Below are 25,232 nucleotides of genomic sequence, written 5' to 3' on the forward strand. Positions count from 1 at the left end.
TCATCAAAAGATACCGGCAACACGAGGACTTTCGACGGAGGGCGGCATGGCAACGATTCACATCGGTATTTCCGGCTGGCGCTACGCCCCGTGGCGCGGCGATTTCTACCCCAAGGGACTGGCGCAAAAGCGCGAACTGCAATTTGCTTCGCGGGCGGTCAACAGCATCGAAATCAATGGATCGTTCTACGCCCTGCAGCGGCCCGAGCGTTACGCCCAGTGGTACGCCGAAACACCCGACGACTTCGTTTTCAGCGTCAAGGCGCCGCGTTTCATCACCCACATCCGCCGCTTGCGCGAGATCGAAAAACCGTTAGCGAACTTCTTCGCCTCCGGGGTGCTGGAACTCAAGGAAAAGCTCGGTCCGATCCTTTGGCAGTTCCCGCCAAACTTCAAATTCGAGCCTGAGCGCTTCGAACACTTCCTCGCATTGTTACCCCACGACACCGAAGCCGCCGCCACCCTCGCCCATCAGCACGATGCCCACCTGCATGGTCACGCGAGCATGAAATCCTGGCGTAAAAAACCGCTGCGCCACGCCGTGGAAATCCGCAACGAGAGCTTTATCACCCCCGAGTTCGTGCGCTTGTTGAAGCGCCACAACACCGCGCTGGTGATCGCTGACACCGCGGACAAATGGCCGTACCGCGAAGACCTCACCAGCGACTTTGTCTACCTGCGTCTGCACGGCGCCGAAGAGCTGTACGCCAGTGGCTACACCGCACCGGCACTCAAACGCTGGGCCGAGCGCATCGACGCCTGGCACCACGGCCAGCAACCCAAAGACGCCCTCCTGATCGCCCCACGGCTAAAACCGCGCGCGCGCAAATCCCGTGAGGTGTTCTGCTATTTCGACAACGACATCAAAGTCCGTGCCCCGTATGACGCGCGCGATCTGCTGCACCGTTTCGAACTGGATAAAAACCTCGCCACCACCCCCGGTGAACCGGTTGCCGAAGGGGTACTGCCATGAGCATTCCAGAACCGGTTGGCTTCACTGACGAGGGCAGCGTGGTCGCACCGTCAGTGCGCACCTTTACCGTGCTGACGGTGAATACCCACAAGGGGTTCACGGCGCTCAACCGGCGCTTCATCCTGCCGGAGCTGCGCGAAGCAGTGCGCAGCGTGGCAGCCGACGTGGTGTTTCTGCAGGAAGTCCACGGCACCCACGAACAGCATCCCAAGCGCTACAACAATTGGCCGACGATGCCGCAATACGAATTCCTCGCCGACAGCCTCTGGCCGCAGTTCGCCTACGGGCGTAATGCGGTGTACCCGGAGGGCGATCACGGCAACGCGCTGCTGTCGAAATTCCAGATCATCCGCCATGACAATCTCGACGTGTCGATCAGCGGCCACGAAAACCGTGGTCTGTTGCATTGTGTGCTGCGCCTGCCCGGCGACGGTGTCGAGATCCATGCGATTTGCGTGCACCTGGGCCTGCGCGAAAGTCATCGCAACGCCCAGCTTGAATTGCTCATGCAGCGCTTGGCGGAGTTGCCCGACGATGCACCGGTAATCGTCGCCGGCGACTTCAACGACTGGCGCCAGCGCGCCGATGCCCAACTCAAACCCTGTGGCCTGCGCGAAGTATTTGCCGAGCAGCAGGGCAAACCGGCGCGCAGTTTCCCGGCGCGCCTGCCGACACTGCGGCTCGACCGTATTTACGTGCGCAACCTCAAGGCCAGCCTGCCGAAAGTGCTCGCGAACCGACCGTGGTCGCACCTTTCCGACCACGTCCCGCTATCGGTGGAGATCGAACTATGAGCAGCGCGCCGCTGGAGAAATCCGCCGTGGAACCGATAGCCATCACCCCGCCGATACGTGAGCCCGGCCACGTTGATGTCGAGTACAGCTGGCAGGGCAACAACCGCGTCGAGTTGCTGGAAAACGGCGAGGAGTATTTCCCCCGCGTGTTCGAAGCGATGCGCGCGGCGAAGAGTGAAATCCTCCTCGAGACCTTCATCGTTTTCGAAGACAAGGTCGGTGCCGAGTTGAAGGAAGTTCTGATCGACGCCGCCCGGCGTGGCGTGCGTACCACCGTCAGCTTCGACGGTTTCGGTTGTGGCGAGTTGACTACCGGCTATCTCAGCGAGCTGAGCGAAGCCGGCGTGCATTTGCAGATCTTCGACCCGGCGCCGAAACGCCTGGGCATCCGCACCAATTGGTTCCGCCGTTTGCATCGCAAGATCGTGGTGGTCGACGGTCTGATCGCGTTTATTGGCGGGATCAACTTTTCCGGCGATCACCTGGCCGATTTCGGCCCCGAAGCCAAGCAGGATTATGCGGTGCAGGTCCAGGGCCCGGCGGTTGCTGACATTCACCACTTCGCCCTGCTGCAAAGCGGCCGCCCCGGGCGCGCAAGATTCTGGTGGCAACGCCGGCGCCAGCGCCGCGCGGAAATGGCCTTCAACGATCACGACGGTCAGGTACGTCTGGTGTTCCGCGACAACGATCAACACCCCACCGATATCGAGGACGTGTATTTGCAGGTACTGCGCCGCGCCAAACGCCGCGTGGTGATCGCCAACGCCTACTTTTTCCCCGGCTACCGCTTGCTGCGGGAAATCCGTAATGCAGCGCGGCGCGGCGTCGAGGTGAGGCTGATTCTGCAAGGCCAGCCGGACATGCTGGTGGCCAAACTGGCGGCGCGTATGACCTATGACTACCTGCTCAAGGCCGGCGTGCAGATTCACGAATATTGCCAGCGCCCGCTGCACGGCAAAGTCGCCCTGGTCGATGAAGAGTGGAGCACGGTCGGCTCGAGCAATCTCGACCCGCTGAGCCTGTCGCTGAACCTGGAAGCCAACGTGCTGATCCGCGACCGCGCGTTCAATCAGCATTTGTTCGAGCGCCTCGAAGACCTCAGCGAAAACCACTGCAAAGCCATGGATCCCGGCAAATCACCACGGGGGCGCATCTGGCACATGACCGTGGGTTTTCTGGTGTTCCACTTTCTGCGGCATTTTCCGGCCATGGCCGGTTGGCTGCCGGCGCACAAACCAAGGCTCAAGCCTTTTCGAGGTGATACGCCATGAGCCATTCCGAGGCGCATGCCACACCGCATTCGACGCCAGCAGCGCACTCGAAATGGAGTCGCTGGAAACGGCCACTGACACTGCTGTTTTTCCTTGCGCTGATCGTGTTACTGACGATGTTCGCCACGCGCATCGAATGGGCCGAAGTGCTGCAAACCCTCGCCGACTTCAAGGTGCGCACGCTCATCATCGCCGCCAGCCTGACCCTGCTGAGCTTTCTGGTGTACGCCAGTTTCGACCTGATCGGCCGCACCTACATTCGCCAGGACCTGACCTGGAAACAGATTCTGCCGGTGGGGATCATCAGCTATGCGTTCAACCTGAACCTGAGCGCATGGGTCGGCGGTATCGCCATGCGTTATCGGCTGTATTCGCGCCTTGGGGTGAGCAAAAGCAACATCGCCAAGATTCTCGGTCTGAGTCTGGCAACCAACTGGTTCGGCTACATGACCATCGCCGGCGCGGTGTTCAGCAGCGGATTGGTGAGCATGCCGCCGGGCTGGAAAGTCAGCAGCGATGCGTTGCAAGGCATTGGTGTGCTGTTACTGCTGATCAGCGCTGGCTATCTCGCGGCGTGTCAGTTTTCCAGGCGCCGCGAGTGGTCGATTCGCGGGGTGGAAATCAATCTGCCGTCGTTGCGCATGGCCGTCCTGCAACTGCTGCTGGGAGCATTGAACTGGTCGCTGATGGCGGCGGTAATTTTCACCTTACTGCCGAGTAAGCTCGATTATCCGTTGGTGCTGGGCGTGTTGCTGATCAGTGCGATTGCCGGGGTCATCACGCATATTCCGGCGGGCCTCGGGGTGTTGGAAGCGGTGTTTGTGGCACTGCTGCAACACGAGGCTTCGCGGGGCAGTCTGGTGGCGGGGTTGCTGGCGTATCGGGCGATTTACTTTCTGTTGCCGCTGTTGATCACGGTGGTGATGTATCTGGTGGTTGAAGCCAAGGCCAAGGCGCTGCGGATCGAGAAGAAACCCGGACATTAAAATCCAGATCAAAAGATCGCAGCCTTCGGCAGCTCCTGCATTTGGAATGTATTTTCCCTATAGGAGCTGCCGAAGGCTGCGATCTTTTGATCTTCAGGATTGGATAATGCTCAACCGCTCACCCACGACCATCTCGGTAATCCAGTCCACCAGAATCGAGGTGTAGGCCTGCTGCGAAACCGGTTCACTCAGCGCATGATCGGCGCCGTCGATAATCCGGTGTGTCAGTGAATGGGTCTGCTGGCACGCCGCGCGGTAACTCATGATCGCCGCGTGCGGCACGTATTCATCGGTTTCCGATTCCACCAGCAACACATCCCCGGTGAATTGCGAACACGCATGCAATGCCCGGTTAGTGTCAGCGCGCACTAATGTGCTGCGATAATCCCGCAAATCCGCCTTGTCCAAATCACGCTTGGGCGTGTGCCATTGCTCGTCGCGATACAGCGCCGGCACGCGCAGTGCTAGCCAGCGTACCGGGCGCAGCGAAGTCAGGATCGAAGCCAGATAACCGCCATAACTGGTGCCGACCACGGCGATGGCCGAGGTGTCGAGTGCCGGATGCGCCAGCAGGCGATCATAGGCCGCGAGCAAATCACGCAAGTTGTCTTCGCGGGTGACGCGAGTCAGCGGGATGCCGGTGCCACCGGTGTGCCCGCGCAAGTCGAAGGTCAGGCACACGCAACCAAGACCCGCGATGCCTTTGGCGCGCTCAAGATCACGTTCCTGACTCCCCCCCCAACCGTGGACAAACAACACCCCCGGGACTTTCGATTTGGGACTGAGAAATGTCCCGCTCATCTGTTCATCATCAATGTCGATTTGAATGCTTTCGCTTCTAGCCGTCATAGGATTTGACCGTTACGTATTTGAGGAGAAATTCGCTATTCTCAGCCGGGCCGCGATAGACCTCGATAGCATCCGCCGGCAGCGGCTGATCAATGTAGGTTTCCACCGATGACACGCGAATCGCGCGCATCCCCGGATCGTTGACAAAGCTTTGCAGGGCCGCGACTTCAGCACTGCTGGCGCCGCCCATGCGCCAGGATTGTTCGAGCACGCCGCTGCGGGATTTACCGTTGCTGTCCAGGCCCTGGGCGATGTCGTAGTTGCGCCGCGAAGCATAGAAGCGCGGATAAGCCTCATTGGCGGCAGCGTCGAACACCTGTGCCTGCTCAATGGCCAGACGCACAGCGTCGGGCAGGTCGAGTTTCAGCAGTTGGTCATAATCACCCTGCACCACCAGCAGATTCGAGCCGCCGTAGACCTCATCGCCGTGGGCGTCCTTGGTCAAGTATTGATCACCGCAGTAACTCAGCACTCTATCGCCGATGAACGACTGGCCGACGCTGTGGGTGACAACGTCGCTCAAGTCCTGTTCCAGCACCATGCCCTCGCTGAACTGCTGTGCAATATCGGGGCGAGTGAGGACTTCATCGAAGGCATCAAGGCTCTCGATCACCTCCTGGCCACGACCAGCGCAGGCATGAACCGGCTTCATGCGTATCGGACCGCCGTACAGCAGGTGCTCGGCGGCGGGACGGGCATCCTCCAGCGCAAACACGCTGAGGCCATCGAGTACTACATTGCGCACCCGCTCGGAAAACAATGGCGACCAGCCTTGCGGCGCGTGAGCCAGATGACTGCGCAGGCCGTGGCTGATGGCTTTGGTGCAGATGAAGTCGTGCTCGACGAATCCGCCCCACAGATCATCCGGTCCTTTGATGCCGAGTGCGTGAGCGCTGGCCGTGCCGACAATGGTTTGCGTAGGCAGTAAATACAGATCACGACCGTGGTGTTTTTCAGCGTCATAGCTGCCGCCGAATTTGCACCCGAGAATCTGCGCCAGCCAGCGGGCCAGCGCTTTGTTGGTCTGTACTTCATGTTGTGGTGCGTCGTGGCGCACCGAGTGGGCGACGACGATTTTCCTGCGGGGTGTCGGGGTCATGCGTCCCCCTTCCATCGGTTCGATGACTGTAGCGTTGAGAGGTGCAGAGATCAGGCCAACGGCCGCTGCCGGAAATTCCTCGGTGAATCAAAACCTTGCCAGAATCGTGCTGGCACCACGCCTGTTTCAATCTGCACGACCGCCGGTAAAACCCCGGCAAATTGCACGATCTATAGTCCTATAGAGTTCAATGTGGGAGCGAGCTTGCTCGCGAAGGCGCCGTGTCAGTCGACATCAAACTTACAGCCCCCACCGCTTTCGCGAGCAAGCTCGCTCCTACATTAGGTAATGGAGGCTTTCGAGATTGGGGTCACACCAAACCGCGCCCGATAATCGCTCGGCGCCAGCCCGGTAATCTTCTTGAAGATCGCGCGAAACGCCCCCGGATCCTGATAGCCCACCGTCCACGCAATGTGTTCAATCGTGCCGTTGCTGAACTCGAGCATCTCGCGCGCCTTGCCCACCCGCAAATGCTGACAGTATTCGGTGGGTTTCAACCCGCTCGCCGCGCGGAACCGGCGCAGAAAGGTCCGCTCTTCCAGCCCCGCCCGGTGCGCCATCGCCGTCAAGGAAACATCCGTCGCGCCGGTGCTTTGCAGCCAGTGCTGAACCTTGAGAATTGCAGCGTCGCCATGACCGAGAATCGGCGCAAAATTGCTCCCGCACTCACTGGCGCTGTCACTGTGTTCCACCACCAGAAAGCGAGCGGTGCTGGTCGCAATGCTCGGTCCGAGCAGGCGGTTGACCAGACGCAAGCCCAGTTCCGACCACGCCATCAATCCGGCGGTAGTAATCAGGTCGCCGTCATCGACAATCGGCGTATCGGCCTTGAGCCTGATGTTCGGATATCGCTCGGCGAAAGCCTTGGCAGAGGTCCAGTGAGTGGTGGCGCTACGTCCGTCGAGCAAGCCGCTTTCGGCCAGCAGCAGCGAGCCCACGCAAACTCCGCCGAGCGTCGCCCCATGCGCATGCTGATCGCGCAACCATTGCGCCAGACTGACCGGCATTTGCGCCGCCGAAAACCCGCCGATCGATGGCGGAATCAGCACCGCCAGCAATGCGCTGTCGTCTCCTGGATGGCTAGCGTAAATCCGCGTCGGCGGTTGATCACCGTCGACCTGCCAATGGCTCACGCGCAGCACCGGCAGTTGCGCAGCCTGATGTTCGGCGGCAATCCGGTTGGCCACCGCAAACAGGTCGGTCAGACCATGCACCGCCGCCATTTGCGCGCCGGGATAGATCAGCACGCCCAATTCAGCGATGGCGGCCCTTTCTGCGCCCATTGTCAGTTTTCCCCTGTCTATTGTCGGTGCGGCCAATCCTCGAATCGCTGGCCAGCGCCAATACTGAAGCCACTTCCAGCCAATACATCGAGGACACACCCATGGCCAAGCAAGCGCTCATCGTAGTCGATATCCAGAACGACTACTTCCCCCAAGGCAAGTGGCCGCTGGCCGGTGCCGACGCGGCTGCTGACAATGCCGCCCGGCTGATCGCCGCGTTCCGCGAGGCAGGCGATTCGGTGGTACACATTCGCCACGAATTCACCTCAGCGGATGCGCCGTTTTTCACCCCGGGCTCAGAGGGCGCCAAGCTGCATCCAAAGGTACTCAACCGTGCCGATGAACCGGTGGTGCTCAAGCACTTCGTCAACTCGTTCCGCGAAACCGAACTGCAAGCGATCCTCGAAGAACGAGGCATCAAGGAATTGGTGGTGGTCGGCAGCATGAGCCACATGTGCGTTGACGGTATCACCCGGGCGGCGGCGGATCTGGGTTACGCCGTCTCGGTGATTCACGACGCCTGCGCCAGCCGCGATCTGCAGTTCAACGGGCTTACGGTGCCGGCCGCCCACGTCCACGCCGCGTTCATGTCAGCGCTGGGTTTTGCCTACGCCAGCGTGCTATCCACTGACGAATTCCTCGCCGCCACTCGCTGAGTAATATCCTGCAAGAAATTCAGGCCCGCGATGCAGCGGGTCTTTTTTTGTCTGTCATAAAAATCTCACGCGTGAGCCATTGATGGCACTTTGAATTGGTTGTAGTGTGGCTCACGCGTGAGATGTTCATAACCGAGCCATTGCCATGAAAAGCCGTTCCCCCACCGCGAAATCAGAGAGCCCCAAGGGGGAGCGCGCGAAGCCGTCGGCGAAAAAACCATCGAGCTTCTATATGAAGCAGATGCGCGCGGGTCTGGCCGCTGCCGGTTATGTGAAACACGAAACTTGGGTGCTTCCCGAAAACCGAAGCTTGCTCAAGCAAATGGAGCAACAGCTACGCCAACCGATTCTGGCTGGCTCTTTCATGTCGGAGAATTACATGAGCGCAGGCAACAACTGGACCATCGATAGCCTCTTCAACGCCCTCAAGGCTCTGGACGAGGTGGCTTCGCAAGAGATCACGCTGTCGCTGATCCAGAGCTCCGAACCCAGCATCAAGCTGGAAATGAACGAATTCGGCGGTCTGCCGATTCATATCGCCCTGGCTGGCCAGCAGATCATCGTCGACACCGTGCTGGTGGACATCGATTCGATCTCGAACGTAGCGGCCTTCAACGACGCCGTGTTGCGCAGCCGGGAAATGTTCCCGCTGTCGTCGATCGGTATCGAGTCGATGCCCAACGGGCAGACCGTTTACAACATGTTTGGCGCCCTCAGCGCCGACTCGAGCCTGACCAACGTCGTCACCGAGGTGAAAACACTGGTCGACAACGTGCAGCGCGCGAGTGAAGCCTTCGAACACTTCTTCAAGTAATCAACAGGGAATATCCAATGACTCAGTCCATCTGGAGCAAGTTGTTCACCGCGCTGCGCGGCGGCGCCAATGAAGTCGGCGAAGCCATTGCCGACCAACAGGCCCTGCGCATCCTCGATCAGGAAATCCGCGACGCCGACACCGCACTGTCGAACGCTCGTCGCGAGCTGGTCACGATCATGGCCAAACACAAACTGGCCGCCGACCGCGTGAGCGAGTACGACGCCAAGATCAAGGATCTGGAAGCCAAAGCCGTCTCGGCGCTGAACGCCGGCCGTGAAGACCTGGCGCTGGAAGTGGCCGAAGCAATTTCGACCCTGACCAACGAGCTGGATGTCGAGAAAAAGCAGAGCGACGAATTCGGCACTTACGCCGAAAACATGCGCAAAGACATCAGCAAGGCCGAGTCGCGTATCAAGAGCCTGCGCCAGCAAGTGGACATGGCCAAGGCCCGCGAAAGCGTGCAGAAAGCCCAGGTCAGCGCTTCCATCGCCAGCGGCGGCGCCAATGGCAAACTGGAAACCGCCGTCGGTACGTTGAACCGTCTGCAGGCCAAGCAGCAGCAACGCGCGGCTGAACTGAGCGCTGCCGACGAACTGGCCGACGCTTCGACCGGCAACGATCTGGAACGCAAACTGCGCGACGCCGGCATCACGCCGAACGAAGGCAGCGCCAATGCGATTCTCGAGCGTCTGAAGCAAAAGTCCTCGCAGTAACGCCGCAACTGGCTCTGTGTAGGAGCTGCCGAAGGCCGCGATCTGTTGATCTTGTCTTTTAAAATCAAAAGATCGCAGCCTTCGGCAGCTCCTACCCAGGCTCTCGTTTACTCGCGCAACATTTCATTTTGCCTGCTAGTTCGCCGCTCAGCCCGGTACACTAGCGACGCTTTTTCGCCGACGAACACTTCCACCCGCTTCAAGGAACGTACCCATGGGATGGTTTAAAGACTTGCTGGGCACCAGCAACTGGCAGACCGCTGCGCCAACACCGACCGTTGCCAGTGGCCCACTCGGCATGGCTCAGGGCAAGGCTGTCAGGTTCGATACGACGCTGGCGCTGTTGCTCGATGGCTCGACCACCGTGCGAGTGCCCTTCGATCAGGCGATCTGGAGCCACGGCTGGGTCGACCTCGGCCAGTCCAATAAACTGCACCGCTATTACATGAACGACGAGGATTTCTGGCTGCAGATCCACGTCACCGGTGACGATCAGATCGAATCCGTCACCCTGTTCAATTACCTCAGTTACGTGACCGTCAACAGTGACGCCGAACTGCAGCGCCTGGCCGGCCCCAACAGCCAGATCGGCTTGCCCGGTTACAACCACGGCGGTGTCGAATACAGCCGTGAGTGGGGCACCGAACAAGGCCAGACCGAACTCGTGCCGATGACCGAACAGGTGGTCAATCCGGACGAGAGCTACACCATCGAACACCACTCAATGCTTTATGCCCGCGAAACCGGTCTGACCGATCGACGCGAATTGCTGCTGTTCTCCGTCGAACAGGATGAAGAAGGCACCGTCAGCCTGAGCACCTCGCTCGGCATCTCGCTGTACACGACAGATCTGAGCACCATTTAAAAAAGGAAGTTTTTCATGCTGGAAGTGCTGGCCGTTTCCCTGAACAAAACCGCCCTGGTCGGTTTCGTCGTCTACCTCATCGGCGCCGTACTGCTGTTCATGCTGTTTCAATTCGTCTACACGCGCATCACCCCGCACAAAGAGTTCGAGCTGATTCGCTCCGGCAACGTTGCCGCCGCCATCGCCTTGGCCGGCGCGATCATCGGCTTCGCGATTCCAGCCAGTAACGTGATTGCGTTTTCGGTCAACGTCCTCGACTTCGTGCTCTGGGCAGTGATTGCCGCCGTGGTGCAACTGCTGGCATTCCTCGCCACGGGTCTGGTGCTCAAAGGCACGTCCCAGCGCATCGCCAACGGTGAAGTGGCTTCGGGTATCTATGTTGCTGCGGTCGCGATCAGCGTCGGCATGCTCAACGCCGCGTGCATGACACCGTCCAACTGATCGGCAGGAAGCCTTAGATGAAACGCAGCAAATACGTTCAGTTGTCCCTCGCCGCCTCGGTGGCCATGGCCATTTCCGGCCAAGCGACAGCCGCAGATCAACCACGCAGTTTCCAGAACGTGGAACAGTGCGTCGACGCCGAAGTGGCCGCCGATGTCTGCTCCACCGCCTACGTCGCCGCCCTGACCGAACACCGGCGCATTGCCCCGGCGTACGACAACAAGGCCAAGTGCGACGCGGACTTTGCCGCTGACTGGTGCCAAAAGAATTCTGACGGCCGCTTCGTGCCGAAACTCGGCGGCTTCAAAGTGCCAATGAGCGGTGAGCCGGCGCAGAACCTCGACGCCATCGCCGATGCGCAGATGCCTGCCGGTAATGCAACGGCGCAAAATGTGCAAAGCACTTCGCACGTCTCCAGCGGTGGCGGTGGCGGCAACGGCTGGCTAACCGGTTGGCTGATCGGCAACGCGATGAGCAACAACGCCGAACGCACGGTTTACCGCGATCGCGAAACGCGCCAGCCGTACAACACCTCGACGCAGTATCGCAGAGCCGAAACCACGACGCGCAGCCAGACGGATTACGAAAGCAGCAAAAGCAAACCGGTCAACGTGGCCTCATCGACGTCACGCGGCGGCTTCGGCAGCCAGTCCAGCGCCCGTAGCGGTTGGGGTGGCTGGGGCAGCAGTTCCGGTCGTTCGAGCAGCTGACGATGAAGAAGATCCACTGCGCCGAACGGCCTGACTGGAAACAGACTGCCGAAAGTCTCGGCTTCATGTTTCACACCATTGATGACGAGCCGTACTGGGACGAAAGCGCGTATTACCAGTTCACGCTCGCGCAGATCGAAAACGATCTTGAGGATCCGACCACCGAACTGCACGAGATGTGCATGGACCTGGTCGACCGCGTGGCGCACAGCGAAGAACTGCTGGATCGCCTGAGCATCCCGGCGCCGTACTACGACATGATCCGCACATCCTGGCGGGAAGGTCATCCGCATCTGTACGGGCGCATGGACTTTTCCTACAGCGGCGACGGCCCGGCGAAACTGCTGGAACTCAACTACGACACGCCGACCAGCCTCTACGAAGCGGCGGCGTTCCAGTGGGGCTGGCTGGAACAATGCATCGAACGCGGCACGCTGCCGCGCCATGCCGACCAGTTCAACAGCATCGACACCCAGCTGCATCAGGCCTTCGCCGAGTTACAACTGAAGCGACCGTTCTACTTCGCCTCGATGAAAGACTCGGTCGAGGACAAGGGCACCACGGATTACCTGCGCTTGATCGCCGAGAAGGTCGGCATCGAATCACGGCACATCGATATCGAAGACATCGGTTTGACGGCTGAAGGTCGTTTCGTCGACCTGGAAGATCGCTGGATCCCGCACCTGTTCAAGTTGCATGCCTGGGAATTCATCTTCCACGAGCCATTCGGCGCGGCGATTGCCGAGTGCGATACGCAGTTTTTCGAACCGGCGTGGAAGGCGATCCTGTCGAACAAGGGCGCGTTGCCGTTGCTGTGGGAGCTGCACAAGGGCCATCCGAATCTGCTGGCAGCGCATCTCGATCCGAATCCGGCCAGCGCAGTGCCGAAAGGCTGGGTACGCAAGCCGTACTTTTCCCGCGAAGGCGCCAACATTGAGTTGCAAACGGCTGACGGTCTGATCGTAAAAGAGGACGGGCCCTACACGGATGCGCCGTTCATCCTGCAGGAGTTTGCGCCGCTGCCGAAGTTTGGCGACAGCTACACACTGATCGGTTCCTGGGTGATTGGCGATCAGGCTGCGGGGATTGGAGTGCGGGAAGACAACAGTTTGATCACCAAAGACTCCAGCCGCTTCTTGCCCCACCTGATCCTCGACTGAAACACAAATCCCCTGTAGGCGCTGCGGCACGCTGCGATCTTTTGATCTTGTTTTTTAAGATCAAAAGATCGCAGCCTCGTTTCACTCGACAGCTCCTCCAGTCGATCGGCGTTATCTCCGATTCTTCAGAACAAAAAAGGCCCGTCGTTTAAGCGACGGGCCTTTTTATTTAGAGCGGGTGCAGCAACAAATCAGAACGGAATATCGTCGTCAAAGCTGTCGAAATCCGGCGCCGGTTGCGGTGCGGCCTGCTGTGGAGCCGGGGCCGAACGCTGCTGTGGAGCCGACTGCTGCGGACGCGGAGCCTGCTGGCGTGGGGCCGGAGCGGACTGCTGGTAGTTGTTGCCACCGCCTTGTTGGTCGCCCTGTTGTGGACGGCCGCCGAGCAGTTGCATGGTGCCTTGCATGTCGACCACGATTTCGGTGGTGTAACGCTTGATACCGTCTTTTTCCCACTCGCGGGTCTGCAGCTTGCCTTCGATGTAGACCTGCGAACCTTTACGCAGGTATTCACCGGCGATTTCGGCAACCTTGCCGAACATCGAAACACGGTGCCATTCGGTCTTCTCGACCTTCTGACCGGTTTGCTTGTCAGTCCATTGTTCGCTGGTGGCCAGACTCAGGTTGGTCACGGCGTTACCGTTAGGCAGGTAGCGAACTTCGGGATCCTGGCCGCAAGTGCCGACCAATATGACTTTGTTAACCCCACGGGCCATAACGTTCTCCTAGGCTTCGCAAGCAGCCCCGGCCGGGTTGTTCACCAGGCGTTCGAGGGTGTCGCGATCCACTAATTCTTTGTCCAGTTTGATGTAAACAGCCGCCTCGTCAGCGACTATCACTGCATCGGTTACCCCTACGAGGGCCTTGAGGCGCTCGACCAGACCCGCTTCGCGGATCGCCTCGGGCGACAACGGCAAGCGCAGACTCGTCACGTAGGGAGGTTCACGCATGGTAACAGCAAAGGCCAGCCAAAGTGCAGCCAGCGCGGCGCATCCGAGGAACACAACCGACAGACCGCCATGCTGAAACAGCCAGCCGCCGAGTATCCCGCCGAGTGCCGAACCGAGGAACTGGCTGGTGGAATACACGCCCATGGCCGTGCCCTTCCCGCCTGCCGGTGAAACCTTGCTGATCAGCGACGGCAATGAAGCCTCCAGCAGATTGAACGCGGTGAAGAACACCACCGTACCAATCACCAGAGCCCGCAGGCTGTCGCCGAACTGCCAGAAGAATAGCTCAGTCAGCATCAGCGTCAGGACGGCGCCAAGCAAAACTCGTTTCATTTTGCGTTTCTTCTCGCCATAGATGATGAACGGGATCATGGCGAAGAACGAAATCAGCAGCGCGGTGAGGTAGACCCACCAGTGCTGCTCCTTGGGCAAACCGGCTTTTTCGACCAGTGCCAGCGGCAGCGCGACGAAGCTCGACATCAACATGGCATGTAACACAAAGATGCCCAGATCGAGGCGCAGCAGGTCTGGATGCTTGAGTGTCGGCATCAGTGCCTGACGCGCGACACCGGACTCACGATGCTGCAGCGGCCCGGTAGCGCGCGGCACCATGAACATGATGATCAGGATCCCGACCAGCGCCATGCCACCGGTAGCGAGGAACAATCCGGAAAGGCCGAAAGCACGGGTCAGCAGGGGCCCGACCACCATGGCCACGGCAAACGACAGACCGATGGTCATACCGATCATGGCCATCGCTTTGGTGCGATGTTGCTCGCGAGTCAGGTCTGAGAGCAGTGCCATGACCGCAGCAGAGATTGCTCCGGCACCTTGCAGGATCCGGCCGGCAATCACCCCCCAGATCGAATCGGCCTGAGAGGCCAGCACGCTGCCGAGCGCAAAGACGATCAGCCCGAGGTAAATCACCGGGCGACGACCAATGCGGTCAGAAATGATCCCGAACGGAATCTGGAAAATTGCCTGGGTCAGGCCGTAAGCGCCAATGGCCAACCCGATCAGCGCCGGGGTCGCTCCCGCCAGATCCATGCCGTAGGTCGCCAGTACCGGCAACACCATGAACATGCCCAGCATACGGAAGGCGAACACCAGGGCCAGACCGCTCGCCGCGCGGGTCTCGCTGCCACTCATGCGTTCGCTGTGGGGATCGTGCATGGAAAAACCTCATGTGAACCGGCGGCGATTCTACCAGTCCCATCGAAAGACGGGGTAGATCGCGACGCTTTGACGCGTATAGATGAAACTCTCTTCATCCAGGGCAAAAAACCCTTCGTTTGATAGTGTGCATCCATCCAGTATTTGCCCGTATACTCCTACGTTTTCGACGCCCGCCGAGCGAGGCCACTTTGGACAAGATCCTGATACGTGGGGCCCGTACCCACAACCTGAAGAACATCGACCTGACCCTGCCACGGGACAAGCTGATCGTCATCACCGGCCTGTCCGGATCCGGCAAGTCGTCCCTGGCCTTCGACACACTGTACGCCGAAGGTCAGCGCCGCTATGTCGAATCGCTGTCGGCCTACGCCCGCCAGTTCCTGTCGATGATGGAAAAACCCGACGTCGACACCATCGAAGGCCTGTCGCCGGCGATTTCCATCGAACAGAAATCGACCTCGCACAACCCGCGCTCCACGGTCGGCACCATCACCGAAATCTACGACTACCTGCGCCTGCTCTATGCACGCGTTGGTACACCGCGCTGCCCGGATCACGATATTCCGCTGGAAGCACAAACGGTCAGTCAGATGGTTGACCTGGTGCTGGCGCAACCGGAAGGCAGCAAACTGATGCTGCTGGCGCCGGTGATCCGCGAGCGAAAAGGTGAACACCTGTCGGTCTTCGAAGAGCTGCGCGCCCAAGGTTTCGTCCGTGCCCGGGTCAATGGCCGGATCTGCGAACTCGACGAGTTGCCGAAACTGGATAAACAGAAGAAGCATTCGATCGATGTGATCGTTGACCGCTTCAAGGTGCGCGCCGACCTGCAGCAACGTCTGGCCGAGTCTTTCGAGACCGCGCTGAAACTGGCGGACGGCATCGCCCTGGTCGCGCCGATGGACGATGAGCCGGGCGAAGAGATGATCTTCTCCGCGCGCTTCGCCTGCCCGATCTGCGGCCATGCAATCAGCGAGCTCGAACCCAAGCTGTTTTCCTTCAACAACCCGGCCGGCGCCTGCCCGACGTGTGACGGTCTGGGGGTGAAGCAGTTCTTCGACATCAAGCGACTGGTCAACGGCGAGCTGACGCTGGCCGAAGGTGCGATTCGCGGCTGGGACCGGCGCAACGTCTATTACTTCCAGATGCTCGGCTCACTGGCCTCGCACTACGGCTTCAGCCTGGAAGTGCCGTTCAACGATCTGCCGGCCGATCAGCAGAAATCCATCCTGCACGGCAGCGGCTCGCAGAACGTCGACTTCAAATACCTCAACGACCGTGGCGATATCGTTAAACGCTCGCACCCGTTCGAAGGCATCGTGCCGAACCTGGAGCGTCGCTACCGCGAGACCGAGTCGGCGAGCGTGCGTGAAGAGCTGGCCAAGTTCCTCAGCACTCAGTCCTGCCCGGACTGCCGCGGCACTCGCCTGCGTCGTGAAGCGCGCCACGTGTGGGTTGGCGAGAAAACGCTGCCAGCGGTGACCAATCTGCCGATCGGTGACGCTTGCGAGTATTTCGGCCAGTTGAAGATGACCGGTCGACGCGGCGAGATCGCTGACAAGATCCTCAAGGAGATCCGCGAGCGTCTGCAGTTCCTCGTCAATGTCGGTCTCGACTATCTGTCGCTGGATCGCAGCGCTGACACGCTGTCCGGTGGCGAGGCGCAGCGGATTCGTCTGGCCAGTCAGATCGGTGCGGGCCTGGTCGGCGTTCTGTACATTCTCGATGAACCGTCGATTGGTTTACATCAACGCGATAACGACCGCCTGCTCGGCACGCTCAAGCACCTGCGCGATATCGGCAATACGGTGATTGTGGTCGAGCACGACGAAGATGCGATTCGCCTGGCAGACTATGTCGTCGATATTGGTCCGGGCGCAGGCGTGCATGGTGGGCAAATCGTTGCCGAAGGCACGCCGGCAGAAGTCATGGCGCACCCGGATTCCCTGACCGGCAAATACCTGTCGGGCCGGGTAAAGATCGAAGTGCCGGCCAAGCGCACACCGCGTAACAAGAAGCTCAATCTGTCGCTGAAAGGCGCGCGCGGCAATAACCTGCGCAACGTTGATCTGGACATCCCGATTGGTCTGCTGACTTGCGTGACCGGTGTTTCCGGCTCGGGTAAATCGACGTTGATCAACAATACGTTGTTCCCGCTGAGCGCCACGGCGCTCAACGGCGCAACCACCCTGGAAGCGGCAGCGCACGACAGCATCAAAGGCCTGGAACATCTCGATAAAGTCGTCGACATCGACCAGAGCCCGATCGGTCGCACCCCGCGGTCAAACCCGGCAACTTATACCGGGCTGTTTACGCCGATCCGTGAACTGTTCGCTGGCGTGCCCGAGTCTCGCTCCCGTGGTTACGGCCCGGGGCGTTTCTCGTTCAACGTCAAGGGCGGTCGCTGCGAAGCGTGCCAGGGCGATGGTCTGATCAAGGTGGAAATGCACTTCCTGCCGGACATCTACGTGCCCTGCGACGTGTGCAAGAGCAAGCGCTACAACCGCGAAACCCTCGAGATCAAATACAAGGGCAAAAGCATTCACGAAACCCTCGAAATGACTATCGAGGAAGCCCGGGAGTTCTTCGACGCGGTGCCGGCACTGGCGCGCAAACTGCAGACTTTGATGGATGTCGGCCTGTCGTACATCAAGCTCGGTCAGTCGGCGACCACGTTGTCGGGTGGTGAGGCGCAGCGGGTCAAGCTGTCTCGCGAGCTGTCCAAGCGTGACACCGGCAAGACCCTGTACATCCTCGATGAGCCGACCACCGGTTTGCACTTCGCGGATATCCAGCAGTTGCTCGATGTACTGCATCGTCTGCGCGACCACGGCAACACGGTGGTGGTGATCGAACACAACCTCGACGTGATCAAGACGGCCGACTGGCTGGTCGATCTCGGGCCGGAGGGCGGTTCCAAGGGTGGTCAGATCATTGCCACCGGTACACCGGAAGAAGTGGCCGAGATGAAGCAATCTCATACCGGTCATTACCTCAAACCGCTGCTGATCCGCGATCGGGCGTAAACGCCAGACATGAAAAAGCCCCTGTCACTTCATCAGTGACAGGGGCTTTTTTGTATCGATTGCAATCAGGAAGTGTGAGATTGCAGGTAGTTCTCAAGGCCGATCAGCTTGATCAGGCCCAACTGCTTTTCCAGCCAGTAGGTGTGGTCTTCTTCGGTGTCGTTGAGCTGAACCCGCAGGATCTCGCGGCTGACATAGTCTTTGTGCTGTTCGCACAGCTCGATGCCTTTGCACAGCGCAGCACGAACTTTGTATTCAAGGCGCAGATCCGCTTCGAGCATCTCCGGCACGGTTGTACCCACATCCAGATCGTCCGGACGCATACGCGGGGTGCCTTCAAGCATCAGAATACGGCGCATCAACGCATCAGCGTGACCGGCCTCTTCTTCCATTTCATGGTTGATTCGCTCGTAGAGCTTGGTGAACCCCCAGTCCTCATACATCCGCGAATGAACAAAATATTGATCACGCGCGGCCAGTTCGCCGGTCAGCAACGTGTTGAGGTAATCGATAACGTCTGGGTGGCCTTGCATCGCCCTACATCTCCCTACTTGAAAGTCTGTAGTTTGAACCAACCTGACCGGAAGGTCACCCGCCGCGCGCAATAAAAGCGAAGATATTCTTAGAAAAGCAGCCTAAATAACGCAAAAACCGCCCAAATGAGGGCGGTTCTGCTTCTCGTTTAGACTTCGTTAAGCTGTACGTTGAGCAGCTTTGCGATTGCTTCTCCATACGCCGGATCGGCTTTATAAAAATGCTGCAGCTGGCGGTCGACCACATCACTGGAAACGCCTGCCATAGCACCGGCGATGTTGCTTACCAGCAATGCTTTCTGTTCGTCGCTCATCAAACGAAACAGCGCACCGGCGTGGCTGTAGTAATCGGTGTCTTCGCGGTGATCGTAGCGATCGGCCGCACCACTCAGGGCCAGCGCAGGCTCGGCATAATGCGGAGCTTGTTTCGGCGACTCGATATAACTGTTCGGTTCGTAGTTTGGCGCTGCACCACCGTTACTGCCGAAAGCCATTGAACCGTCGCGCTGGTAGGTATTGACCGGACTGCGCGGAGCGTTCACCGGCAGTTGCTGGTGATTGGTACCCACACGGTAGCGGTGAGCATCGGCGTACGCGAATACGCGACCTTGCAGCATACGATCCGGCGACAGGCCGACACCCGGTACCATGTTGCTTGGGCCAAACGCAGCTTGCTCGACTTCAGCGAAGTAGTTCTGCGGGTTACGGTTCAACTCCAGCTCGCCAACTTCGATCAACGGAAATTCTTTTTGCGACCAGGTTTTGGTCACATCGAAAGGGTTCTCGTAGTGCGCCGCGGCTTGCGCCTCGGTCATGATCTGAATGCACACGCACCATTTCGGGAAGTCGCCGCGCTCAATCGCTTCAAACAGATCGCGCTGCGCGTAATCTGGATCGGTACCTGCCAAGCGCGCTGCATCAGCCGGCGCCAGGTTCTTGATCCCTTGCTTTGTCTTGTAGTGCCACTTCACCCAGTGACGCTCACCTTTAGCGCTGATCAAGCTGTAGGTGTGACTGCCGAAGCCGTGCATATGACGATAGCCGTCAGGAATGCCGCGGTCAGAAAACAGGATGGTGACCTGATGCAGCGCCTCAGGTGAATGTGACCAGAAGTCCCACATCATCTGCGCGCTTTTCAGGTTGCTTTGCGGCAAGCGTTTTTGCGTGTGGATGAAGTCAGGGAATTTAAGCGGATCACGAATGAAGAACACGGGCGTGTTGTTACCCACAATGTCCCAATTGCCTTCTTCGGTGTAAAACTTCAGGGCAAAGCCGCGTGGGTCACGCTCGGTATCCGCCGAACCACGTTCTCCACCCACTGTAGAAAAGCGCAGGAAAGTCGGGGTTTGCTTGCCAACGGATTCAAACAGCTTGGCGCTGGTGTAATCAGTGATGTCACGAGTAACGGTGAACGTGCCATAAGCACCCGAGCCTTTCGCATGGACGCGACGCTCAGGGATATTTTCACGGTTGAAGTGCGCAAGCTTCTCGATCAGATGGAAATCGTCGAGTAGCAGCGGGCCACGCGGGCCGGCGGAGCGAGAATTCTGGTTATCCGCGACAGGTGCGCCACTGGCGGTCGTAAGCGTTTTGATCTGGCTCATACGGTCTTCTTCCTCTGTCAGTCTTGAAACTGCCGGCTAATCGGCTTGCTGGGAATTATTGATCATCAATATGACAGCCACAAATTCATTAACTTGCAGACATCGATAGATAATTACTAATTATGTTTCCCAGCACATAGTGACAACACAACGGTGTCAGAAGCTTGTACGAACAGCGCATTTTTCTGCGGACACAAAAAACCGGGCACTAGGCCCGGTTCTTCGTTTCAGACTGACGTCTTACTCGGCGGATACAGCTTCGCCAGCAGTAGCACGATCAACCAACTCGACGTACGCCATAGGCGCGTTGTCGCCAGTGCGGAAACCGCACTTGAGGATGCGCAGGTAGCCACCCTCACGGGTAGCGTAACGCTTGCCCAGGTCGTTGAAGAGCTTACCAACGATGGCTTTCGAACGAGTACGGTCGAAAGCCAGACGGCGGTTAGCCAGGCTGTCTGTCTTGGCCAGAGTGATCAGCGGCTCAGCAACGCGACGCAGTTCTTTGGCTTTTGGCAGAGTAGTTTTGATCAGCTCGTGCTCGAACAGCGACACCGCCATGTTTTGAAACATGGCCTTGCGGTGCGAGCTGGTGCGGCTCAGGTGACGACCACTTTTACGATGACGCATGGTTCATTCCTTACCAAACACTACGTTCGGTGATTACGACGATCAGGCAGTCGCCTTGTCGTCCTTCTTAAGACTTGCAGGCGGCCAGTTGTCGAGGCGCATGCCGAGGGACAGACCGCGGGAGGCCAGAACGTCCTTGATTTCAGTCAAGGATTTCTTGCCCAGGTTCGGAGTCTTCAACAGCTCCACTTCGGTGCGCTGGATCAGGTCACCGATGTAGTAGATGTTTTCCGCCTTAAGGCAGTTAGCCGAACGTACAGTCAGTTCCAGATCGTCAACCGGGCGAAGCAGGATCGGATCGATCTCGTCTTCCTGCTCGACAACCACTGGCTCACTGTCACCTTTGAGGTCGACGAACGCAGCCAACTGCTGTTGCAGAATGGTTGCAGCGCGGCGGATAGCCTCTTCAGGATCCAGAGTACCGTTGGTTTCCAGATCAATAACCAGCTTGTCCAGGTTAGTACGCTGCTCGACACGGGCGTTTTCCACCACGTATGCGATACGGCGAACCGGGCTGAACGAAGAGTCGAGCTGCAAGCGACCGATGCTGCGGCTTTCGTCTTCATCGCTCTGACGCGAGTCTGCTGGTTCATAACCACGACCACGAGCTACGGTGAGCTTCATGTTCAGGGCGCCGTTAGACGCCAGGTTAGCGATTACGTGATCGGGATTAACGATCTCGACATCATGATCCAGCTGAATATCGGCAGCGGTAACCACCCCCGAACCCTTCTTCGACAAGGTCAGCGTAACTTCGTCACGACCGTGCAGCTTGATGGCCAGACCTTTAAGGTTCAACAGGATTTCAATTACGTCTTCCTGTACACCTTCGATGGCGCTGTACTCGTGGAGCACACCGTCAATCTCGGCCTCGACTACTGCGCAGCCGGGCATTGAGGACAACAGGATGCGGCGCAGCGCGTTGCCCAGGGTGTGGCCAAAACCACGCTCGAGAGGCTCGAGAGTGATCTTGGCGCGGGTTGGACTGACAACCTGCACATCAATATGGCGGGGTGTCAGGAACTCATTTACCGAAATCTGCATGGATGCACCTATTTTCTAGCCCTTACTTGGAGTAGAGCTCGACAATCAGGCTTTCGTTGATGTCGGCGGACAGATCACTGCGAGCAGGAACGTTCTTGAAAACGCCCGACTTCTTCTCAGTGTCTACTTCTACCCATTCTACGCGGCCACGTTGGGCACACAGATCGAGAGCTTGGACAATGCGAAGCTGGTTTTTTGCTTTCTCGCGAACTGCAACCACGTCACCAGCACGAACCTGATACGACGGAACGTTTACGGTCTGACCGTTAACGCTGATCGACTTGTGCGATACCAGTTGACGGGATTCAGCACGAGTCGAACCAAAGCCCATACGATATACGACGTTGTCCAGACGGCATTCGAGCAGTTGCAGCAGGTTTTCACCGGTTGCACCTTTCTTGCCAGCAGCTTCTTTGTAGTAGCCGCTGAACTGACGCTCGAGAACGCCGTAGATACGACGGACCTTCTGCTTTTCACGCAGTTGGGTGCCGTAGTCGGACTGGCGACCGCGGCGTTGGCCGTGGATACCAGGTGCTGCTTCAATGTTGCACTTCGATTCGATCGCGCGCACGCCGCTCTTCAGGAAGAGATCGGTGCCTTCGCGACGAGCGAGTTTGCATTTTGGACCAATGTAACGAGCCATTCTTTACAATCTCCTGGATTACACGCGGCGCTTCTTCGGCGGACGGCACCCGTTGTGCGGGATTGGCGTCACGTCGGTGATGCTGGCGATCTTGTAGCCACAGCCGTTCAAAGCGCGGACTGCGGATTCACGACCTGGACCTGGACCTTTGACGTTGACGTCGAGGTTTTTCAGGCCATATTCCAGCGCAGCTTGACCAGCACGTTCAGCAGCTACTTGAGCAGCGAACGGGGTGGACTTGCGGGAACCGCGGAAACCCGAACCACCAGAGGTAGCCCAAGAAAGCGCGTTACCTTGACGGTCGGTGATGGTCACGATTGTGTTGTTAAAAGAAGCATGGATGTGGGCGATGCCATCAACCACTGTCTTTTTAACTTTTTTACGAGGACGAGCAGCAGGTTTTGCCATGATTAATTTCCTGTCGATTCGCGTGGGCGATTACTTGCGGATCGGCTTACGCGGACCTTTACGGGTACGCGCGTTAGTCTTGGTACGCTGACCGCGTACTGGAAGACCACGACGATGACGCAGACCACGGTAGCAACCGAGGTCCATCAAACGCTTGATTTTCATGTTGATTTCGCGACGCAGGTCACCTTCAGTGGTGAACTTCGCCACTTCGCCACGCAATTGCTCAATCTGCTCGTCGCTCAGATCTTTGATCTTTGCGGCTGGGTTTACCCCAGTCTCTGCGCAAATTTTCTGCGCAGTAGTGCGACCAACACCATAGATGTAGGTCAGCGAGATAACAGTGTGCTTGTTATCTGGAATGTTAACGCCTGCAATACGGGCCATTCAGTGGGACTCCAATTGACAGCTACCTACGCCCCGGAAGCCAAGAAATAGGGCGCGAGATAATATCGCTGTAATAACAAATAATCAACCCGGCAGCGCACTAGCTGCCGGGCTTCAAGCGGATCACACTCAGCCTTGGCGCTGTTTGTGACGCGGTTCCGCGCTGCAAATTACTCGAACAACACCTTCGCGGCGAATAATCTTGCAGTTACGGCACAGCTTTTTCACCGATGCACGAACTTTCATCACCAACTCCTCGAACCTTATGGGTACTCAGCGCAACATGCCGCTGCCGTAACCCTTCAGGTTGGCTTTCTTCATCAGGGATTCGTACTGGTGCGAAACGAGGTGCGATTGTACTTGGGACATGAAGTCCATCACAACCACGACCACGATCAGCAACGAGGTCCCGCCAAGGTAGAACGGAACGTTTGCTGCAACCACCAGGAACTGGGGCAACAGGCACACGGCCGTCATGTAAAGAGCACCGAACATGGTCAAGCGGGTCAGAACGCCATCAATGTAGCGCGCAGACTGCTCACCTGGACGGATGCCCGGAATAAAGGCACCGGACTTCTTCAGGTTTTCCGCTACGTCTTTCGGATTGAACATCAACGCCGTATAGAAGAAGCAGAAGAAAATAATCCCTGCACTAAACAGCAGAATATTCAACGGCTGACCAGGAGCGATCGACTGCGAGATGTCCTGCAACCAGCCCATACCTTCAGACTGACCAAACCAGGCACCCAGCGAAGCCGGGAACAGCAAAATGCTGCTCGCGAAAATAGCCGGAATAACACCGGCCATGTTCACTTTCAGCGGCAAGTGGCTTGTCTGCGCAGCAAAAACCTTGCGGCCCTGCTGACGCTTGGCGTAGTGAACAGCGATACGACGCTGACCACGCTCAATGAACACCACAAAACCGATAATCGCTACTGCCAGCAAACCGATGGCAACCAAGGCGAAGATGTTGATATCACCCTGACGCGCAGACTCGAAAGACTGCCCGATTGCTCTCGGAAGACCGGCGACGATACCCGAAAAAATCAACATCGAGATACCGTTACCTACACCACGCTCAGTAATCTGCTCACCCAGCCACATCATGAACATCGCACCAGCCACAAAAGTGGATACCGCGACGAAATGGAAGCCAAAGTCACCAGTGAACGCAACGCCCTGCCCCGCCAGACCAATGGACATGCCAATAGCCTGAACGAGAGCGAGGACGACGGTGCCGTAGCGGGTGTACTGGCTGATCTTGCGACGGCCAGCTTCACCTTCCTTCTTCAACTGCTCCAGCTGCGGGCTGACGGCGGTCATCAGTTGCATGATGATCGATGCCGAAATGTACGGCATGATCCCCAGTGCAAAGATGCTCATCCGTTCCAGCGCGCCGCCGGAGAACATGTTGAACAAGCTAAGAATGGTCCCCTCATTCTGTCGAAACAGGTCTGCGAGTCGGTCCGGGTTGATACCTGGAACCGGGATGTGTGCGCCTATTCGGTAGACGATAATCGCCAGGAACAGAAAACGCAGACGAGCCCAGAGTTCAGACATACCGCCTTTGCCGAGCGCAGAGAGAGCACCTTGCTTAGCCATTTATTCCTCGAACTTGCCGCCAGCTGCTTCGATAGCCGCACGCGCACCTTTGGTGGCGCCGATTCCCTTGCCGATAGTGACAGCGCGAGTCACTTCACCGGACAGCATGATTTTCACACGCTGTACGTTGACGTTGATCACGTTGGCATCTTTCAGGGACTGCACGGTGACGATGTCGCCTTCCACTTTAGCCAGCTCGGACAAACGCACTTCTGCGCGATCCATGGCTTTCAGGGAAACGAAACCGAACTTCGGCAGGCGACGATGCAGCGGCTGTTGACCGCCTTCAAAGCCTGGAGCAATGGTGCCACCGGAGCGGGAGGTCTGACCTTTGTGACCACGGCCACCAGTCTTACCCAAACCGCTACCGATACCACGGCCCGGACGATGCTTTTCGCGACGGGAACCCGGCGCTGGACTCAGATCATTGAGTTTCATCGATTAACCCTCGACACGCAGCATGTAGTAAGCCTTGTTGATCATCCCGCGATTCTCGGGAGTATCCTGGACTTCTACAGTGTGACCGATGCGACGCAGACCCAGACCCTTAACGCACAGTTTGTGGTTAGGGATGCGGCCGGTCATGCTTTTGATCAGCGTTACTTTAACGGTAGCCAT

General features: G+C 58.3%; 28 protein-coding genes. 12 read left to right on the top strand and 16 right to left on the bottom strand.

Annotated elements, in window-relative coordinates:
- Positions 1–46 precede the first annotated feature (46 nt).
- From P3G59_RS25830 to P3G59_RS25845, 4 genes are read left to right on the top strand one after another with little or no spacing between them, the layout of a single operon-like run.
- Positions 47–973 (top strand): DUF72 domain-containing protein, encoded by a 927-nt coding sequence (locus P3G59_RS25830; protein WP_277759489.1) that lies wholly within the window; start codon positions 47–49, stop codon positions 971–973.
- Complete coding sequence (locus P3G59_RS25835) at positions 970–1,767, top strand: endonuclease/exonuclease/phosphatase family protein (protein WP_277759490.1); 798 nt, start codon at positions 970–972, stop codon at positions 1,765–1,767. The genes P3G59_RS25830 and P3G59_RS25835 overlap by 4 nt, the downstream gene beginning before the upstream one ends.
- Positions 1,764–3,038: a cardiolipin synthase ClsB gene (gene clsB, locus P3G59_RS25840; protein ID WP_277759491.1), complete on the top strand. Its 1,275-nt coding sequence runs from the start codon at positions 1,764–1,766 to the stop codon at positions 3,036–3,038. Before P3G59_RS25835 ends, clsB begins: the two co-directional genes overlap by 4 nt.
- Complete coding sequence (locus P3G59_RS25845) at positions 3,035–4,024, top strand: lysylphosphatidylglycerol synthase domain-containing protein (RefSeq protein WP_277759492.1); 990 nt, start codon at positions 3,035–3,037, stop codon at positions 4,022–4,024. The genes clsB and P3G59_RS25845 overlap by 4 nt, the downstream gene beginning before the upstream one ends.
- Positions 4,025–4,117: 93 nt before the next feature.
- Here P3G59_RS25845 and P3G59_RS25850 read toward each other — a convergent pair whose 3' ends face one another.
- The 3 genes from P3G59_RS25850 to P3G59_RS25860 all read right to left on the bottom strand — a co-directional run bounded on the left by P3G59_RS25850 (position 4,118) and on the right by P3G59_RS25860 (position 7,255).
- On the bottom strand, positions 4,118–4,873 hold the full coding sequence (locus P3G59_RS25850) for an alpha/beta fold hydrolase (RefSeq protein ID WP_277759493.1): 756 nt from the start codon (positions 4,871–4,873) through the stop codon (positions 4,118–4,120).
- The gene (locus P3G59_RS25855) at positions 4,863–5,972 is read right to left on the bottom strand and encodes a DUF3182 family protein (RefSeq protein WP_277759494.1); all 1,110 of its coding nucleotides are present in this window, start codon (positions 5,970–5,972) and stop codon (positions 4,863–4,865) included. Before P3G59_RS25855 ends, P3G59_RS25850 begins: the two co-directional genes overlap by 11 nt.
- A 281-nt stretch (positions 5,973–6,253) precedes the next feature.
- Positions 6,254–7,255 carry a GlxA family transcriptional regulator gene (locus tag P3G59_RS25860; RefSeq protein ID WP_277759495.1) on the bottom strand — a complete coding sequence of 334 codons (1,002 nt, stop codon included), beginning with the start codon at positions 7,253–7,255 and terminating at the stop codon, positions 6,254–6,256.
- Positions 7,256–7,356: 101 nt separating this feature from the next.
- On the opposite strand from P3G59_RS25860, the gene P3G59_RS25865 reads away from it, so the two are divergent.
- The 7 genes from P3G59_RS25865 to P3G59_RS25895 all read left to right on the top strand — a co-directional run bounded on the left by P3G59_RS25865 (position 7,357) and on the right by P3G59_RS25895 (position 12,617).
- Positions 7,357–7,911, top strand: a complete 555-nt coding sequence (locus P3G59_RS25865; RefSeq protein WP_277759496.1) for a cysteine hydrolase family protein — start codon at positions 7,357–7,359, stop codon at positions 7,909–7,911.
- 145 nt (positions 7,912–8,056) lie between these two features.
- Complete coding sequence (locus P3G59_RS25870; protein ID WP_242206876.1) at positions 8,057–8,725, top strand: YjfI family protein; 669 nt, start codon at positions 8,057–8,059, stop codon at positions 8,723–8,725.
- A 17-nt stretch (positions 8,726–8,742) separates the two neighbouring features.
- Entirely contained in the window at positions 8,743–9,441 is a 699-nt protein-coding gene (locus tag P3G59_RS25875) for a PspA/IM30 family protein (protein WP_186621716.1), read from the top strand.
- Between the two features lie 214 nt (positions 9,442–9,655).
- Positions 9,656–10,306 carry a DUF2491 family protein gene (locus tag P3G59_RS25880; protein ID WP_277759497.1) on the top strand — a complete coding sequence of 217 codons (651 nt, stop codon included), beginning with the start codon at positions 9,656–9,658 and terminating at the stop codon, positions 10,304–10,306.
- A gap of 15 nt (positions 10,307–10,321) precedes the next feature.
- Positions 10,322–10,747, top strand: coding sequence for a DUF350 domain-containing protein (locus tag P3G59_RS25885; RefSeq protein ID WP_277759498.1), 426 nt, complete (start codon positions 10,322–10,324; stop codon positions 10,745–10,747).
- 17 nt (positions 10,748–10,764) lie between these two features.
- Positions 10,765–11,457: a DUF1190 domain-containing protein gene (locus tag P3G59_RS25890; RefSeq protein ID WP_277759499.1), complete on the top strand. Its 693-nt coding sequence runs from the start codon at positions 10,765–10,767 to the stop codon at positions 11,455–11,457.
- A gap of 2 nt (positions 11,458–11,459) precedes the next feature.
- Positions 11,460–12,617: a glutathionylspermidine synthase family protein gene (locus P3G59_RS25895; protein WP_277759500.1), complete on the top strand. Its 1,158-nt coding sequence runs from the start codon at positions 11,460–11,462 to the stop codon at positions 12,615–12,617.
- Between the two features lie 191 nt (positions 12,618–12,808).
- Here P3G59_RS25895 and P3G59_RS25900 read toward each other — a convergent pair whose 3' ends face one another.
- Both P3G59_RS25900 and P3G59_RS25905 read right to left on the bottom strand, forming a co-directional pair.
- Complete coding sequence (locus tag P3G59_RS25900; protein WP_008081898.1) at positions 12,809–13,333, bottom strand: single-stranded DNA-binding protein; 525 nt, start codon at positions 13,331–13,333, stop codon at positions 12,809–12,811.
- 9 nt (positions 13,334–13,342) lie between these two features.
- A complete protein-coding gene (locus P3G59_RS25905) occupies positions 13,343–14,740 on the bottom strand; it encodes an MFS transporter (protein ID WP_277759501.1) in 1,398 nt (465 codons plus the stop codon).
- Positions 14,741–14,931: 191 nt separating this feature from the next.
- On the opposite strand from P3G59_RS25905, the gene uvrA reads away from it, so the two are divergent.
- Entirely contained in the window at positions 14,932–17,766 is a 2,835-nt protein-coding gene (gene uvrA, locus P3G59_RS25910; RefSeq protein ID WP_007918441.1) for an excinuclease ABC subunit UvrA, read from the top strand.
- Between the two features lie 65 nt (positions 17,767–17,831).
- On the opposite strand, the gene bfr is transcribed toward uvrA, so the two are convergent.
- From bfr to rpmD, 11 genes are all read right to left on the bottom strand, one after another.
- A complete protein-coding gene (gene bfr, locus P3G59_RS25915; protein WP_007918444.1) occupies positions 17,832–18,299 on the bottom strand; it encodes a bacterioferritin in 468 nt (155 codons plus the stop codon).
- A gap of 149 nt (positions 18,300–18,448) precedes the next feature.
- Positions 18,449–19,903 carry a catalase gene (locus tag P3G59_RS25920; RefSeq protein ID WP_277759502.1) on the bottom strand — a complete coding sequence of 485 codons (1,455 nt, stop codon included), beginning with the start codon at positions 19,901–19,903 and terminating at the stop codon, positions 18,449–18,451.
- 240 nt (positions 19,904–20,143) lie between these two features.
- Positions 20,144–20,530, bottom strand: a complete 387-nt coding sequence (rplQ, locus tag P3G59_RS25925) for a 50S ribosomal protein L17 (RefSeq protein WP_007918448.1) — start codon at positions 20,528–20,530, stop codon at positions 20,144–20,146.
- Between the two features lie 42 nt (positions 20,531–20,572).
- On the bottom strand, positions 20,573–21,574 hold the full coding sequence (gene rpoA / locus P3G59_RS25930; protein WP_003186012.1) for a DNA-directed RNA polymerase subunit alpha: 1,002 nt from the start codon (positions 21,572–21,574) through the stop codon (positions 20,573–20,575).
- Positions 21,575–21,596: 22 nt separating this feature from the next.
- A complete protein-coding gene (gene rpsD, locus P3G59_RS25935) occupies positions 21,597–22,217 on the bottom strand; it encodes a 30S ribosomal protein S4 (protein WP_003176404.1) in 621 nt (206 codons plus the stop codon).
- An 18-nt stretch (positions 22,218–22,235) separates the two neighbouring features.
- Positions 22,236–22,625 (bottom strand): 30S ribosomal protein S11, encoded by a 390-nt coding sequence (gene rpsK / locus P3G59_RS25940; RefSeq protein ID WP_002555466.1) that lies wholly within the window; start codon positions 22,623–22,625, stop codon positions 22,236–22,238.
- A gap of 30 nt (positions 22,626–22,655) precedes the next feature.
- Positions 22,656–23,012 (bottom strand): 30S ribosomal protein S13, encoded by a 357-nt coding sequence (gene rpsM / locus P3G59_RS25945; RefSeq protein ID WP_009045849.1) that lies wholly within the window; start codon positions 23,010–23,012, stop codon positions 22,656–22,658.
- Positions 23,013–23,141: 129 nt separating this feature from the next.
- Positions 23,142–23,258, bottom strand: coding sequence for a 50S ribosomal protein L36 (gene rpmJ / locus P3G59_RS25950; RefSeq protein ID WP_002555468.1), 117 nt, complete (start codon positions 23,256–23,258; stop codon positions 23,142–23,144).
- A gap of 27 nt (positions 23,259–23,285) precedes the next feature.
- Positions 23,286–24,614, bottom strand: a complete 1,329-nt coding sequence (gene secY / locus P3G59_RS25955; protein WP_003228718.1) for a preprotein translocase subunit SecY — start codon at positions 24,612–24,614, stop codon at positions 23,286–23,288.
- Positions 24,615–25,052 (bottom strand): 50S ribosomal protein L15, encoded by a 438-nt coding sequence (rplO, locus tag P3G59_RS25960; protein WP_003228720.1) that lies wholly within the window; start codon positions 25,050–25,052, stop codon positions 24,615–24,617. It abuts the gene before it with no gap.
- Between the two features lie 3 nt (positions 25,053–25,055).
- Positions 25,056–25,232: a 50S ribosomal protein L30 gene (gene rpmD / locus P3G59_RS25965; protein ID WP_003176408.1), complete on the bottom strand. Its 177-nt coding sequence runs from the start codon at positions 25,230–25,232 to the stop codon at positions 25,056–25,058.

The sequence above is a fragment of the Pseudomonas sp. A34-9 genome (assembly GCF_029543085.1).
Taxonomy (GTDB): domain Bacteria; phylum Pseudomonadota; class Gammaproteobacteria; order Pseudomonadales; family Pseudomonadaceae; genus Aquipseudomonas.